Source organism: Streptomyces sp. NPDC031132, assembly GCF_055570595.1.
The window spans coordinates 18,458-32,123 of the sequence record NZ_JBVIGX010000041.1 but is presented as its reverse complement, the minus strand read 5'-3'; the positions used below and the strand labels follow the sequence as shown (position 1 = coordinate 32,123).

General features: G+C 70.6%; 12 protein-coding genes. 8 read left to right on the top strand and 4 right to left on the bottom strand.

Features of this window, described 5'->3' with window-relative positions; translation table 11 throughout:
* Positions 1 to 88: 88 nt before the first annotated feature.
* Both ACZ49B_RS34425 and ACZ49B_RS34420 read left to right on the top strand, forming a co-directional pair.
* Positions 89 to 1,291, top strand: a complete 1,203-nt coding sequence (locus tag ACZ49B_RS34425; protein WP_468313901.1) for a cytochrome P450 family protein — start codon at positions 89 to 91, stop codon at positions 1,289 to 1,291.
* Between the two features lie 91 nt (positions 1,292 to 1,382).
* Positions 1,383 to 2,054, top strand: coding sequence for a TetR/AcrR family transcriptional regulator (locus tag ACZ49B_RS34420; RefSeq protein WP_468313898.1), 672 nt, complete (start codon positions 1,383 to 1,385; stop codon positions 2,052 to 2,054).
* 292 nt (positions 2,055 to 2,346) lie between these two features.
* Here ACZ49B_RS34420 and ACZ49B_RS34415 read toward each other — a convergent pair whose 3' ends face one another.
* Both ACZ49B_RS34415 and ACZ49B_RS34410 read right to left on the bottom strand, forming a co-directional pair.
* Positions 2,347 to 3,072 (bottom strand): peptidylprolyl isomerase, encoded by a 726-nt coding sequence (locus tag ACZ49B_RS34415; RefSeq protein WP_468313895.1) that lies wholly within the window; start codon positions 3,070 to 3,072, stop codon positions 2,347 to 2,349.
* 228 nt (positions 3,073 to 3,300) lie between these two features.
* Entirely contained in the window at positions 3,301 to 3,474 is a 174-nt protein-coding gene (locus ACZ49B_RS34410; RefSeq protein WP_468313892.1) for a CsbD family protein, read from the bottom strand.
* 216 nt (positions 3,475 to 3,690) lie between these two features.
* Here ACZ49B_RS34410 and ACZ49B_RS34405 point away from each other — a divergent pair, with 216 nt between their 5' ends.
* On the top strand, positions 3,691 to 3,852 hold the full coding sequence (locus ACZ49B_RS34405) for a hydrophobic protein (protein ID WP_468313889.1): 162 nt from the start codon (positions 3,691 to 3,693) through the stop codon (positions 3,850 to 3,852).
* A 376-nt stretch (positions 3,853 to 4,228) separates the two neighbouring features.
* Positions 4,229 to 4,729: a metallophosphoesterase family protein gene (locus ACZ49B_RS34400; RefSeq protein ID WP_468313887.1), complete on the top strand. Its 501-nt coding sequence runs from the start codon at positions 4,229 to 4,231 to the stop codon at positions 4,727 to 4,729.
* Positions 4,730 to 5,138: 409 nt separating this feature from the next.
* Here the strand turns inward: ACZ49B_RS34400 and ACZ49B_RS34395 are convergent, their stop codons facing one another.
* On the bottom strand, positions 5,139 to 6,023 hold the full coding sequence (locus ACZ49B_RS34395; protein WP_468313886.1) for an oxygenase MpaB family protein: 885 nt from the start codon (positions 6,021 to 6,023) through the stop codon (positions 5,139 to 5,141).
* 507 nt (positions 6,024 to 6,530) lie between these two features.
* Between ACZ49B_RS34395 and ACZ49B_RS34390 the strand changes: the two genes are divergently transcribed.
* The 3 genes from ACZ49B_RS34390 (at position 6,531) to ACZ49B_RS34380 (ending at position 9,972) form a co-directional block, all read left to right on the top strand.
* Positions 6,531 to 7,055: a MarR family winged helix-turn-helix transcriptional regulator gene (locus ACZ49B_RS34390; protein ID WP_468313973.1), complete on the top strand. Its 525-nt coding sequence runs from the start codon at positions 6,531 to 6,533 to the stop codon at positions 7,053 to 7,055.
* Positions 7,056 to 7,181: 126 nt separating this feature from the next.
* Entirely contained in the window at positions 7,182 to 9,296 is a 2,115-nt protein-coding gene (locus ACZ49B_RS34385; RefSeq protein WP_468313883.1) for an MMPL family transporter, read from the top strand.
* 148 nt (positions 9,297 to 9,444) lie between these two features.
* Positions 9,445 to 9,972, top strand: a complete 528-nt coding sequence (locus tag ACZ49B_RS34380) for a peptide ligase PGM1-related protein (RefSeq protein WP_468313881.1) — start codon at positions 9,445 to 9,447, stop codon at positions 9,970 to 9,972.
* A 53-nt stretch (positions 9,973 to 10,025) separates the two neighbouring features.
* On the opposite strand, the gene ACZ49B_RS34375 is transcribed toward ACZ49B_RS34380, so the two are convergent.
* Positions 10,026 to 10,763: a VOC family protein gene (locus tag ACZ49B_RS34375; RefSeq protein WP_468313878.1), complete on the bottom strand. Its 738-nt coding sequence runs from the start codon at positions 10,761 to 10,763 to the stop codon at positions 10,026 to 10,028.
* Positions 10,764 to 11,472: 709 nt separating this feature from the next.
* Between ACZ49B_RS34375 and ACZ49B_RS34370 the strand changes: the two genes are divergently transcribed.
* On the top strand, positions 11,473 to 13,266 hold the full coding sequence (locus ACZ49B_RS34370; protein ID WP_468313876.1) for an FG-GAP repeat domain-containing protein: 1,794 nt from the start codon (positions 11,473 to 11,475) through the stop codon (positions 13,264 to 13,266).
* The last annotated feature ends 400 nt before the right edge of the window (positions 13,267 to 13,666 follow it).

The window sequence follows — 13,666 nt, the reverse complement described above, 5'->3', positions numbered from 1 at the left end:
GCGGATCTCCACGGATCCCGGCACACCCACCCCTCAGAACGGGAATCCTTCCCCGCTTCGCCGTCTCACCGAGAATCAAAGGAACACCATGCCTGCCCCGACCCTCGATGAACTCACCCCCACCGGTACAAGCTTCGCCGCCGACCCGCACCGCGTCTACGCCGCACTGCGCGAGCAGGGCCGTGTGCACCGCGTCCACATCCCCGGGAGCGGTGACGTCTGGCTCGTCCTCGGCCGCGACGAGGTACGCGCCGCGCTCACGGACCCCCGCCTGCGCAACGACATACGGCACTCCGCGACGTGGGAGAGCGACGGGGGCAACGCCATCGGGCTGAACATGCTGCAGACCGACGCCCCCCAGCACACCCGCCTGCGTGCCCTGGTCGCACGCGAGTTCACCGCTGGTCGGATCGAGGCGATGCGGCCGCGCGTGCAGCAGATCGCCGACCGCCTCCTCGACGCCTTCCCGTCGGCCGGGAGCGCCGATCTGGTCGCCCACTACGCGCTGCCGCTGCCGCTCACCGTCATCTGCGAGCTGCTCGGAGTCCCCGTCGAGGACCAGCGCCTCTTCCACACCTGGTCGGCCGAGCTCGTCGCACCGTCCTCACCCGCCGCGGCGGGCGCCGCGGCGGGTGAGATGAGCGCGTACTTCGCCGCGCTCATCGCCGCCAAGGCCGGTGATCCCGGGCCGGACCTGATGAGCGCCCTCGTCGGGGCCTCCACGGCGCCGGACGGGCTCCGCGCCGAGGAACTGCTCGGCATGGCCTTCCTGCTGCTGGTCGCCGGCCACGAGACCACGGTCAACCTCATCTCGGGCGGTGTCCTGAACCTGCTGCGCCACCCCGACCAGCTCGCCGCGCTGCGGGCGGAGCCAGGCCTTCTCGACGGCGCCGTCGAGGAGATGCTCCGCCACGACGGGCCCGTCGCCGCGGCGGCCTTCCGGTTCGCCGCGGAACCCCTGGAGATCGCGGGGGTCCGGATCCCGGCCGGTGACAGCGTGATGCTCTCCTTGGCTGCAGCCTCCCGCGACCCCGAGCACTTCGCCGACCCCGATCGCTTCGACATCCGCCGCGCCGCCCGGGGACACCTCGCGTTCGGCCACGGCATCCACCACTGCCTGGGTGCGCCGCTCGCCCGCGTCGAAGGCCGGATCGCCGTGGCGACCCTGCTGCGGCGGCTGCCGGACCTTGCCCTGGCCACCGAACCCGACTCCCTCGTACGCCGCCCGAGCACCATGCTCAGGGGCGTCGTCGCCCTGCCGGTGCGCTGGTCGCGGCGGCTCCCCGCATGACGCCGCCACCGATGGCGCTAGCATCCGTACCGGACCACGGTCCCCGGTGCCGGGGCGCCTGCGTGGGGACCGGCGACGCGAGGAGTGGACAGTGACCCCGGGCACGGAACGGCCTGCGCCGCTACGGCGTGACGCGCTGCGCAACCGCGAGCTGCTGCTGGCCGCCGCACGCAAAGCCTTCGCCGCCCAGGGTCTGGACGCCCGCCTCGACGTGATCGCCCGCCAAGCGGGCGTCGGAAACGCCACCCTGTACCGGCACTTCCCGACCCGCGCCGCCCTGATCGACGCGGTGTTCCGTGACGCGCTCCAGGGCACGGTCGACGCCGGAGAAGAGGCCCGCGGCGCGGCCGATCCCTGGGCGGGGCTGGCCTCCTACCTGGAGACGGTCTTCACCGTGCTGGCAGCGGACCGGGGCGTCAACGACCTGATGACGACCCCGATCGAGGGGGTGACCTCCCTCGACGCCGTCCACGTCCACAACCACGAGACGATCTCCCTGCTCGTGGACCGTGCCCAGCGTGACGGCGCGATGCGCCCCGACGTCACCGTCGAGGACATGCTCCTGAGCCTGGCCACGCTCGGTCGCTCGGTCCCCTCCCTGGCGGCCGCAGGGCCGCCGCACGCCTGGCGCCGGCAACTGGTCCTGTTCCTGGACGGCTTGCGCGCCGGTACGCGCCCCCCGTCGGACCTTCCTGCACCGGGCCTCACCACGGAACAACTGGCGGCGGTCCTCCTCGACCTGGGCCCCCACCGCCCGACCTGACCCCGACCCGCCCCGTGCTGTATGCCGAGCATCGCCAGTTCGCCGTTGCCCGGGCCTGCCCGCCACCAGTCAATCCCTCCCACAGCAAGCTGGGTCAGTGTGCAACCCGGCGGCTGTTGCCGGTCCTCGAATCGAGGACCACCGGCTCCTCGTCCTCGTCCACGTCTGCCAACCCCTACTCAAGCTGCGGAGCTTGGACGGGGCGCGGTACCCCGGACAGAGGCCACCGGAGCGGCCGGGACGAGGTCAGCAGGCTGCGCGGCCGCGGCTGCGGCGGGGGCCGCGCGGGGAGTCAATGCCGGCAGGACGGCCGGACGCGGAGCAGCTCGGTCCGCAACACGGGTGTGCCGTCGACCGGTGCCGGGTCCTCAGCGGTCGGCTCGATTCCTCCGGCGGCGACTTTGTCGAGTGTCGTGAGGCCGTCGGGGCCGACCGTGCCGAACACCGTGTAGTTCGGTCGTAGGGCGGAGTCGCCGTAGACGACGAAGAACTGTGAGCCGTTCGTGTCCGGACCGGCGTTGGCCATCGCCAGCAGGCCGCGCCCGTACAAGCGGCGCGCGCCGGTCGGATCGGTCGGTGCGGGTGGCAAATCCACGGGCAGCTCGTCCTTGTACTTGTACCCGGGCCCTCCCTCTCCGGTACCCGTCGGGTCGCCGCACTGCAGGACCTTCAGCGTCGGATACGCCGTCAGACGGTGGCACACCGTTCGGTCGTAGAACCCATGCCGTGCCAGGTGCAGGAAACTCTGGACCGTGCACGGCGCCTTGGCCTGGTCCAAACGCAGCGGGAGCGGGCCCTGGCTGGTCGGAACAGCCATGTCAACCGTGCCACGGCTGGGGGTGCGCCGGGGGTCAGGCGGCAGTGGAACAAGACGCGCGGGCGGCTCGTCCGGGGTCTGCGTGTACTGGCAAGGGCCGTGCGTGGTGCGCGGCGGAGCGCCGTCGGAAGCGGTGGCCGCACCTCCCCCGGACACAACTAACGTCACGGCCGCGAATGCGCTGATCAGTGCTCGGTTCATCTTGCGCGCCCTCCTGATGATCGCCAGGTTTTGGAGCGTTCGCAGTTTAGGGCGTGGTTGGTTCGGCGGGAATGGTCAACGACAGGACGCCGGCGCGGCCAACCCCGAAACCCTTGCCCGGTCCGAGTGTGAAGGGAGCCGAGCGCCCCGGGGGCGCCGGGCACGTGTTCGGGCCCCGGCCCGGGGGAGGGTCGGGGCCCGAACGGGCAGCGCGCCGGGACGCGCCTGTCAGTGGCGGAAGGTGTCCTTGACGTCTTCCTTGGCCTGTCGGGCCTTGCCCTTGGCCTGGTCACCGTGGCCTTCGGCGGTCATCCGCTCATCGCCGACGGCCCGGCCCAGCATCTCCTTGGCCTTGCCCTTGGCCTGCTCGGCCTGTGCCTTGGTCTTCTCCGTGCCCGACATCGGGACCTCCTCGTGGTGAACCGGATTGGTCGTGATCTCTCGCCTGCTCCCGCTCAGCGACCGCAAACCCCCTTTGTGCCGCCGACCGGGCGAACTGCGCACGGCGATCCGCGGCGGGCCGCCGCTCTTACCCGGCTGTGCGGCTAAGAACCGGGTAAAAATCGAGCGCATGACCGTCGCAGAGGCGGGCATCCGCCGCTTCGGAGGTTGATAACTATGGTTCCCCTGCTTCTCGTTCTTCTGCTGATCCTTGTCCTGTTCGGTGCCGGCTTCGCGGTGAAGATCCTCTGGTGGATCGCGATCGCGGTGCTGGTGCTGTGGCTCATCGGCTTCGTCGCCCGTCCCAAGAACAGCAGCGGCCGCTGGTACCGCTGGTAGCCCGGCCTGCGGCAGTGCCCAGCCGAGCTACATGGTGGGCCGCTCCCCCCGACGGGGGGAGCGGCCCACCGCCGTTTGTGGTCCTCCTGCCGCACTTGCTCCTCGAAGCCGAGGACATGGGGTGAGGACTTTCGCCGGGGGTATGCGCGGATCTGCCGGGCCGGTCGCCGTGACGCAGCAGGGGACCTGCTGACCTCCAAAGATCGGCGGCCGTCCCGGTCGTGCCCGAGGAAGGCGGTGCTTGGCTGCCCGACGGTGCTGACCGCATGAGGCTGCGCCGACGATGACCCGGCCCGCGTAGAGCCGTCGCGCCGGGACGGGACAGCCGTCGCGCCGGGACGGGCACTCGGATGCGCAGCGTCCTACCGTGGAACGTATGCGGCTCCTGCTGACCTCGGACACCCACCTCCCCGCCCGCGCCGCGTCGCTCCCGGAAGCCCTCATGGCAGCGGTCGACGACGCCGACGTCGTCATCCACGCCGGAGACTGGATCGACGAGGCCACCCTCGACCTGTTGGAGGCCAGGTCCAGTCGGCTGATCGGCGTGTACGGCAACAACGACGGCCCGGGACTGCGCCGGCGACTCCCGGAGATCGCCTACGCCGAGCTGGAAGAAGTGCGCTTCGGGGTCGTGCACGAGACGGGGGCATCCGCCGGACGGGAGCGTCGCTGCGCGGCACGCTTCCCCGACGTGGACGTCCTGGTGTTCGGCCACAGCCACATCCCGTGGGACACCACCGCCGGAAACCTGCGCCTGCTCAACCCGGGTTCGCCCACGGACCGCAGACGCCAGCCGTTCTGCTCGTTCATGACGCTGCGTCTCGCGGAGGGGAGGGTGCACGACGTGACGCTCCACCCTCTGCCGCCGCGGCGCTGACCCACCCTTCCCCGGCGTCCATCCTTGAGGGGATCCAGGCGATGGACCGCCGCAGACGCCGTCCTCGGCTGCTTGCCGTCAGGTGGAGGTCCATGAAAAGGGAGCCGTACGCTCGCCCCCGGCGACAGCGCCGCCCCGCGCGTGGAGCGAGGGGGCCCGACCCCTCCCGGACCCCAGTGAGCCCATGTCCGACGTGAGGCCTTGCTGTCGCCGGAGAAGGCCCGCCCCGTTCCTGTGCGTGCATGAACGGTTGCCTCGGGAGGCGCCGGCTGATCGGCCCCGGCCGCGTAGGTGTGCGGCTGGCACGAGGCGGAGCAGAGCCAGGGATGGTCCCGTGTCGCCGTTCAGTCTCTTGGCGAGGCGGTCACGGTCCGCCGAGTCGGCCGACGAACAAGACAAGGCCGACCGTTCATGCGGCCTCCGCCGGCGGAGGCAGAGGCGGCGTAACCCACCGGATCGCGGCTGTCACAGCCCGCCCCCGGGGCCCGGCCAGGGGAAGCAAAACCCGTGATGCGCGGGGAATGGACAGCTGCGCTCTCGCCCATCGGGGCAGCAGATCCACGGCCGCAGCCGCCAAGAAGGCATACGGAATCCGTACAGCGCCCGGCAACGGCGGCCGAGACAGCAGGTACGCGGTCGTCTCACGTGACTCCGGGGTGGGTCGGAGCTCCCCGCGGTATAGGGCGAGCCGGGTGGACAGCTGCGCGCGGGTCTCAGGCGGGTCCTCGGCCCCCAGCCGACCGGCGACCAGCGCCATGTCGCGCACGTAAGCGTCTTGGCCGACCCGGTCCAAGGGCTGACGTCCATAGCGCTGGTAGGCCCGCAGGAAACACTCCGCCTCGGCGATGTGGACCCAGGCCAGCAGGTGTGGATCGGAAGCGTGGTAGGGCACTCCGTCCGAGGTGACGCCGCTGATCCGGTCGTGGACGCCGCGCACTCGAAGGATGGCCTGAGCGGCGTCCTGGTCCGTCCCGAACGTGGTGACGGCCAGGAAGGTGCTGGTGCGCTGAAGCCGGCCCCACGGGTCTCCCCTGAACCCCGAGTGTGCCCACACGGCAGCCATGGCTTCGGGGTGCAGCGACTGCAGCAGCAGCGCGGCAAGGCCGCCGACGTACATGGACGCGTCCGCATGCACGAGGCGGATCGGACTGCGCGGCTCGAACCAGCGCGGTCCCGGAGCCCCATGGATATGAGCACGCTTGTGATGCGCAGCAGGGCCCGCGACCCGGCGCAAGAGCTCCTCTCCTGCCCGAATCCGAAGCCGGGCAAGCGGAGCAGGCGGCGGCCAGAGCATGGCTCCATCATCCCTCCGGCGGCGCAGTCCGGCCGGACGCGTGGGCGGCAGCGTGGAGGGCTTGTCCAATCAACGTATCCAGTGGCGCCGTCTTCTCCGGCGCCCGCCACCACTACGACGAGTCCTGCTCCCCGACCTCATCACCCCGTACGGCGCCGCAAGGGCAGCGGCGGAAACCGGTGCCTCGCCGTGCACCCCGAAGCCGTGGCCGTCCTGGCCGGCCCAGTGGCCCGGGATCGAGGTCGTCTGCCGGGACCGGGCCCCGTCTTCGCCGAGGCCGCCACCACCAAGCACCCCAGCCGTTCAGGTCGCCGACCGGTGGCAGTTGTGGCCCAACCCCGGCGAGGCCGCGGACGAAGCGTCGCCCGGCACCGCCGCTGCGATCATGCCGTGATCATGCCGGGGCTCGACCCGGGTGCGCGTCACCTGCGCACCGCCCCCTCGCGCGATCCTCGCCCGTGGTGTCGGGTGGCAGCGGTGTGTTCCTAGACTTGTCGGATGGCTGGTATGGCTGGTGAAGATGACCGGGTGAGTCCGGATCAAGAGCGGGCGCTGAGTGGCGGAGTGCGAGGTGGCACTTTTGGTCCGGCGGGCGATCTGCAGTTGCTCGCGGTACATCTGCGTCGGATGAACGGTGAGATCAACCGTCTGGTGCATGGGTTTGCCGGAGCCCAGGGCCTGCATCCGACCGATGTCCAGGCCCTGGCTGCGATTTTGGATGCCGACGATCCGATGACGCCCGGCGGGCTGCGGGAACATCTCGGTCTGACCTCCGGTGCGGTGACGGCGTGCGTGGACCGGCTGGAGAAGGCGGGACACATCCGCCGGGTCCGTGAGAGCGCGGACCGCCGGGTGGTCCACCTCTACTACGCCCGCGAGGCCCGTTCTGCGGCCCGCACCTACTTTCGTCCCCTGGCTCAGGCCGCCGATGCCGCCCGTGCTCGCCTCACCGAAGCGGAGCTGGAGGTCGTGCTGCGGTTCCTGGCCACGATGAACGATGAGTTGTCCCAGCTGCGCTCCCCGGGGAGCTGACCGGGCCGACCCGCCGGTCGCCGCGTCCGACCTGCTCACCCGAGGAGAAGCGGAACGCCAGGAAGCAGTAATATCTCAATCGTTGAGATTGTTTATCGTTGAGGTAATTCCGAGCCTCGGAGCGCCATGTCGTCCCCATACCGCCGCGGCCGCGTGGCCGCGCCGATCCTGCTTCTCGTCGTCTGGCTGCTCCTTGGCGGAGCCCTGGGTCCGTTCGCCGGCAGACTGGGTGAAGTAGCCACCAACGACCAGGCCGCCTTCCTGCCCCGCAGCGCCGAGTCGACCGCGGTCATCGCCGAACAGCGGGCCTTCCAGCAGGAAGAAGTTCTGCCTGCCATCGTCGTGTGGACCGCCGAAACCGCCGGAGCCAAGGTGTCGTCGGCCCAGCAGCAGGCGGCCACTGTCGTCCTCACCTCGCTGGCCGGGTCACCCGGCGTCGTCGGGCCGGTGCCCCCCGCCCTCACCTCACGCGATGGCCAGGCCCTGCAGAGTGTCGTCCCGCTGAGCCCACGACTGGGCGAGGACCTGCCGCGCGTGCTCGACGACATCCGCAACGCCGCGGGCAAGGTCTCCGGAACCACCGTCCAGCTGGCCGGCCCGGCAGCCGCCCGGGCAGACCTCGCCGACGCCTTCGCCGGGATCGACGGACTGCTCCTCGCAGTCGCACTCGTCACCGTGCTCGTGATCCTGCTGCTCGTGTACCGCAGCGTGCTCCTGCCATTCGTGATCATCATCGGGGCGGTCCTCGCGCTCGGCGTCGCCTGCGCGATCGTCTACGCCCTCGCCGAGCAGGCCGTCGTCCGCGTCGACGGCCAAGTCCAAGGCATCCTGTCCATCCTCGTCATCGGCGCCGCCACCGACTACGCCCTGCTATTGACCGCCCGCTACCGCGAGGAACTGCTCCGCACCGATGACCGGTTCACCGCCATGCGATCGGCGTTGCGCCGGTCCTGGGGCGCCATCACCGCCAGCGCGGCCACAGTCGCCCTCGGCCTGCTCGCCCTGCTTCTGAGCGATTTGACGAACAACCGCGCGCTGGGACCCGTCGGCGCCATCGGCATCGCCTGCGCCGTTCTCAGTACGCTGACGTTTCTGCCCGCTGTCCTGGTTCTTCTCGGCCGTGCTGCCTACTGGCCGGCACGGCCTCGCCCCGCCACGGACGGGCGGGGCGGACACGTGGTGTGGCTGCGTATTGCGAACCTGGTCGACCAGGCACCGCGCCGAATCTGGGCCCTGTGCCTGGCAGGGCTCCTCGCATGCGCCGCATTCGCCCCCACCCTCGGTGCCAAGGGCGTGCCCCTGGAGGAGATCTTCGTCCGCGACGCGCCGTCCGTCTCCGCTCAGGAGACCCTCAGCGCACACTTCCCCGCAGGCCAGGGGAATCCCGCCGTGGTGATCACGAACGCAGCCCGCCTCGAGCCGGTGCTCGCGGCAGCACGGGAAACCAACGGCGTCGCCTCGGCCACCACCGTGGGCGCCCAAGGCCGTCCGGGCGGAGAGCCGAAGGTGGTCCACGGCCGTGCGAGGGTCGACGTCACCCTGCGCTCCGCCGCCGACAGCGACGAGGCCAGGGACACCGTGGCGCGCCTGCGTACCGCCGTCCACGCCGTGAACGGCGCGGACGCCCGTGTCGGCGGCTACACCGCACAGCAGTACGACGTCCAGCGAACGTCCGAACGGGACCGTCTCCTGATCGTGCCCGTTGTGCTTGCCATCATCCTGGTGATTCTCATCGCCCTGCTCCGCGCGCTCCTGTTGCCGGTGTTGCTGGTCGCGACAGTTGCTCTGAACTTCCTCGCCACCCTCGGCGTGGCGTCCCTCCTCTTCCACCACGTCCTGGGGTTCACCGGTACCGACGCGTCCGTCCCGTTGTACGGCTTCGTGTTCCTGGTGGCTCTGGGCGTCGACTACAACATCTTCCTCATGTCCAGGGTGCGGGAGGAGTCCGTGCACCACGGTGTGCGCCAGGGTGTCCTGCGTGGCCTGGTCGCCACCGGCGGGGTGATCACCTCGGCCGGTGTCGTGCTCGCCGCAACGTTCGCTGCGCTCGGTGTGATTCCACTGGCATTCATGGTGCAGATTGCGTTCATCGTCGCATTCGGCGTGCTCCTGGACACGCTGGTCGTTCGGTCGCTCCTGGTGCCGGCCCTGGTACGGGACATCGGACCGACTGTGTGGTGGCCCGGCAGACTCAGCCGCAGCCTGGACGACACCTCAACCAGCAACTGGCGGCAGGGCTGAAGTACTCCGGTAGCCCGCCCCTGCGCCCACCTGGCCGACGAGTTGGCAGCGTGGGGCACCGCCTTGGGAGGCCACTTGGAGGGTAGACGGTGTCGCGTACGCGAGCGAGAGCAACATCCGGCGTACGGCCACCACCGCACCCCACGCCATGGTGACCCGGCTGACCCGACGCGCGAGCGGCGCACACCCGCCGGCCTGGGCCTGGGTGGTGGCCAAGGGGTGGGCGGGCCATCCGCTGCGCTTCGAGGAAGCGCCGGCCCGGCTGCGGGTGTGCGGCCTCGCCTTCGAGCCGGAGCAGGGCGAAGGGGTGGTCCTCTGTGCGGACGCTCCGCCCGACGGCCAGTCTTGGCGCTACGCGGTCATTGCCCAGAGCGCCGGGGACGTGGCAGGGCAGGGCAGGAAGAGGCGACGGCCGACGCCCTTGGCCTCGAAGCCGTCCGCGCCTGAATGCCTGCGGCCACCGCCCTGGGGCGCAGGGCTACCGGCGGTGTCGACGGTGTCAGCGACCACCGCATGCCAGTCAGCGTGGGCTTCTGTTTCCATCCGAGCATTCAGCAAGAGGTCCTACCCCGTTTTGTCGTCTGATCCTCCAGAGACCACCGCTCCTTTCTTGCCCCCGAAGGGAGCGTGCTGGCTCATCGGGGACGCCATTCCCGTCGCGGGCGGCATAGGCTGACGCCACGCGGTCTTCGCCGGTGCCCTGGAACCAGCCGGAGTCGTTGCTCAAGGTCAGCGAGGCGTGAGGAGGCAGAACTCGTTGCCTTCCGGGTCGGCCAGAATCGTCCAGGAGATTGCGGACTGATCGAAATCAGGGTTGGTGGCGCCCAGGACGCGCAGTCGGGCTGCCTCTGCGGCCAGGTCGTCACCGGGGTAGGGGCAGACGTCGAGGTGGACGCGGTTCCACACGCTCTTGCTGTCGGGGGTGCGCAGGAACTCCAGGTAGGGGCCGACGCCCATGGCGGAGCGCATGGTGGCGTGGTCGTCGGTGACTTCGTGCAGCGTCCAGTCCATCGCGTCGCCCCAGAACCGGGCCATCCCTCGTGGGTCGGTGCAGTCGACCACCACCGCGGCGATCGGCCCGGTGTCCTGGTAGATCGGACGGGGTTCCAGGACGCAGAACTCGTTGCCTTCCGGGTCGGCCATGACCGTCCAGGGGACGTCGCCTTGCCCCACGTCGGCGAGCGTCGCGCCGAGACCCTTCAAGCGCGCGACCAACTCCGCTTGATGGGCAGTCGAGGTGGTGGCCAGATCAAGGTGCACGCGGTTCTTGACCGTTTTGGGTTCCGGGCGGGCGATGATGTCGATGCAAACGGCCACGGGGTCGGGGTAGGCGAAGCCCACGGGTTCGAGGTTGGTCACGCCGGGGCCCTCGCTGTCGACACCCCAACCGAGTGCCTCAGCCCAGAACCGGCCGAGTGCGGAGTCGTCATGGGCCTTCATGTTGATCTGTACAAGTCGTGTTGCCATGCCGCAGATCTTAGAAGCTCCGCCGGCCCAGGCCGCCGCGATCAGACCTGTGCTCGACCAGGTACTGATTGTGGTCGCACTTGCCGAGACTTCCGACCGGGGCGACCGGGGCGAGTCCTTGTGAACGAAGGCAAGCCCCGACGCCGACGCCACTGACCGATCGAATGCTGCAAGCCCGCACCGGCCGGCTCGGCCCACACGCTCCACGAGCGGGCGAGCCCAGTCGACAACACGCGCGACGCCGGCCGACGCTACCCCGCTCCGTTGAACTCCGGACCAAGTGGGGCGACGAGCAGCCTTGCCCGCTTTCCGGCCTCTGACCGGAGTTCCGAGAATTCCCAGGCCAGAGGGTGGGTGCGCGAACGTTCCAGCAGGGCGTGCCTGGTTGGCGGGGGCCCTGGTCGTCATGGTGGCCGCGTGCGGTCCGCCGCCCAGAGCCCGGGGTGCCGTACCCGGGCCCGGAGCGTCCACTCCGCCCACGAGCGAAGCCTGGCCGAGCGGCCCTTGTTCCTCACACGCCCGGTGCAGGAAGCCCAACTGATGTGCCGGGAACGGGAACCGGAGTGATCGTGCCGACGTGAATGTCGGTATCGGGGCTCAGCGTGCACGGACGGAAGCGGGGGGTCGTTCACGCACGGACGCGTGATCCTGTACACACACATGACGTGTGTCAGGGCAGAGCCCCACGGCTCGATCCTCAGGGGGGATCTTGAGTACATCGCACCGCACGTCAACGCAGCGCAGATGGCTACGCGCTCTGGCCGCCGGGAGCGTTCTCGCCCTGGCCGCCAGCGGCCTGGCCGCCGCGCCGAGTTTGGCCGCCACGCCGAGTCTGGCCACGCCGAGTCTGGCCGCGCCGAGTCTGGCCGCGACGGGCCTGGCCGTGCCGGGCGTCGCCGCGCCGGCACCGTCCGCCGTCACCGAAACGGCCCGCGACCAAGGGCTCCCGACCGTCGTCATGCCGGCCCGGGTCCCGGCCCGGGTGGCCGCTGCCGCCAAGCCGCGGCACGACGTCGACGGCGACGGCGTCAGCGACATGATCGTCATGGAGTACGACCAGGTCACGGCCGTATATCTGTCGTCGATCAAGGCCTGGAGCGACTACACGATTATCAAGACCGATCCGGATCCGGAGGCCTCGTTCAAGGACCTGCTGCCGGTGGGCGACGTCGGCGGCACCACCCGGCCCGAACTCCTCTCCCTCACCTTCGACGGCGTGCTCACGCTCTACGAGGCGGGCGTGAAGAGCACTTCGGCACCTCTGTGGTCGGGCCGTGGCTGGCAGATGTACAACCGGATCATCGCCACCGGCGATTTGACCGGCGACCGCCGCCCCGACCTGCTGGCCCGGGATCCCGCCGGCGACCTGTGGCTGTACACCGGAACCGGGACGGTCGGCAAGCCCTTCAACTCCCGGGTCAAGGTCGGCTCCGGCTGGGGGATCTACGACCAGGTCGTGGGCGCCAACGACGTCGACGGCGACGGCATCGGCGACGTCCTCACCCGTACCCTGACCGGTGAGCTGTGGTTCCACAAGGGAGCCGGCAGCGCCACCGCCCCGCTCAAACCCCGTGTCAAGGTCGGCACCGGCTGGAACACGTACAACGTGATCACCGGCTCGGACGACGGCGACGGCGACGGGCTGAGCGATCTGCTGGCTCGCAACCACGACGGCGTGGAGTACTGGTTCAAGTCGATCGGCGGCGGCAAGTTCGCCGCACCCGCCTACTTCGGCAGCGGCTACGAACTCAACAAGTTCATCGTCGGCGCGGGCACCACATCGCTCTTCGGCAAGGGCCAGAACGTGATGACCCAGGCCGACAACGTCCTGGTCAAGTACCACGCCCTGGCCAACAGCGCCTACTACTCGCCGCCGTACGAGGTCGGCAAGGAGACGCCCGGCTCCCGCAACACGTACGCCACGGGCCTCAACAGCCACAACCACGCCAGCTACGTGCAGAACATCGGCACCGACCTCTATGTCCGCGGCCAGAAGGTGAGTACGTCGTGGAACTACACCATGATGGCCGGTCCCGGCGACCTCACCGGCGACGGCAAGGGCGACCTGGTCAGCCGTGACTCCGCAGGCGTCCTGTGGCTACACCCCGGCGACGGCCTGCCGTACACGAAGTTCGGCACGCGCATCAAGGTCGGCACCGGCTGGAACGGCTACAACACCCTCGTCGGCGCGGGCGACTACTCCGGGGACGGGCGGCCCGACCTGCTCGCCCGGGACACCGCCGGCGGTCTCTTCCTCTACAAGGGCACCGGCACGGCCTCCGCGCCGTTCGCCGCCCGGGAACAGGTCGGCAGCGGCTTCAACCAGTACGACACGCTGTTCGTCCCGGGTGACATCAACGGCGACAGCAAGGGCGACCTGATGGCCCGCCTCCCGGGAGGCGACGTGTACACGTACACCTCGACGGGCAAGACCGGCACGGCGACCTTCGCCCCCCGGGTGAAGTTCGGCAGCGGGTGGAACATCTACAAGAACATGCTCTGACCCTCGCGGCCCCGGGCCGCTGAGAGCGACGGCGGGGGGCCGCCCCCCCGGCCCCGGTGGGGGCGCGGGGCCCCCCCCCCCCCCCTCCACCCCCCCGACCGCAGAAGGGTTCTCCGCCCCCAACACCCCCCCCCCCCCCACCCCCCCCCCCCCCCCCCCCCCCCCCCCCCCCCCCCCCCCCCCCCCCCCCGACTCGCGCCGACCCGTGAGCCGGCCGGGGCGTCAGCCGGCCAAACCTTCGCCGGCACGGGACAATTGAGCCGGCCCCTCCGCCTTGTCGTTGGCGGGCGACCCCCGGGATGGTGACCGCAGGGCGACACGGCATCGGGGGGGGGGGAGGGGGGGGGGGGGGGGGAGGGGGGGGGGGGGGGGGGGGGGGGGGGGGGGGAACGGGAGGGAA

Coding starts and splice junctions, on each gene's coding strand:
- ACZ49B_RS34425 (WP_468313901.1), top strand. CDS start 89: ATGCCTGCCCCGACCCTCGATGAACTCACCCCCACCGGTACAAGCTTC.
- ACZ49B_RS34415 (WP_468313895.1), bottom strand. CDS start 3,072: ATGAACCGAGCACTGATCAGCGCATTCGCGGCCGTGACGTTAGTTGTG.
- ACZ49B_RS34410 (WP_468313892.1), bottom strand. CDS start 3,474: ATGTCGGGCACGGAGAAGACCAAGGCACAGGCCGAGCAGGCCAAGGGC.
- ACZ49B_RS34405 (WP_468313889.1), top strand. CDS start 3,691: ATGGTTCCCCTGCTTCTCGTTCTTCTGCTGATCCTTGTCCTGTTCGGT.
- ACZ49B_RS34400 (WP_468313887.1), top strand. CDS start 4,229: ATGCGGCTCCTGCTGACCTCGGACACCCACCTCCCCGCCCGCGCCGCG.
- ACZ49B_RS34395 (WP_468313886.1), bottom strand. CDS start 6,023: ATGCTCTGGCCGCCGCCTGCTCCGCTTGCCCGGCTTCGGATTCGGGCA.
- ACZ49B_RS34390 (WP_468313973.1), top strand. CDS start 6,531: ATGGCTGGTGAAGATGACCGGGTGAGTCCGGATCAAGAGCGGGCGCTG.
- ACZ49B_RS34385 (WP_468313883.1), top strand. CDS start 7,182: ATGTCGTCCCCATACCGCCGCGGCCGCGTGGCCGCGCCGATCCTGCTT.
- ACZ49B_RS34380 (WP_468313881.1), top strand. CDS start 9,445: ATGGTGACCCGGCTGACCCGACGCGCGAGCGGCGCACACCCGCCGGCC.
- ACZ49B_RS34375 (WP_468313878.1), bottom strand. CDS start 10,763: ATGGCAACACGACTTGTACAGATCAACATGAAGGCCCATGACGACTCC.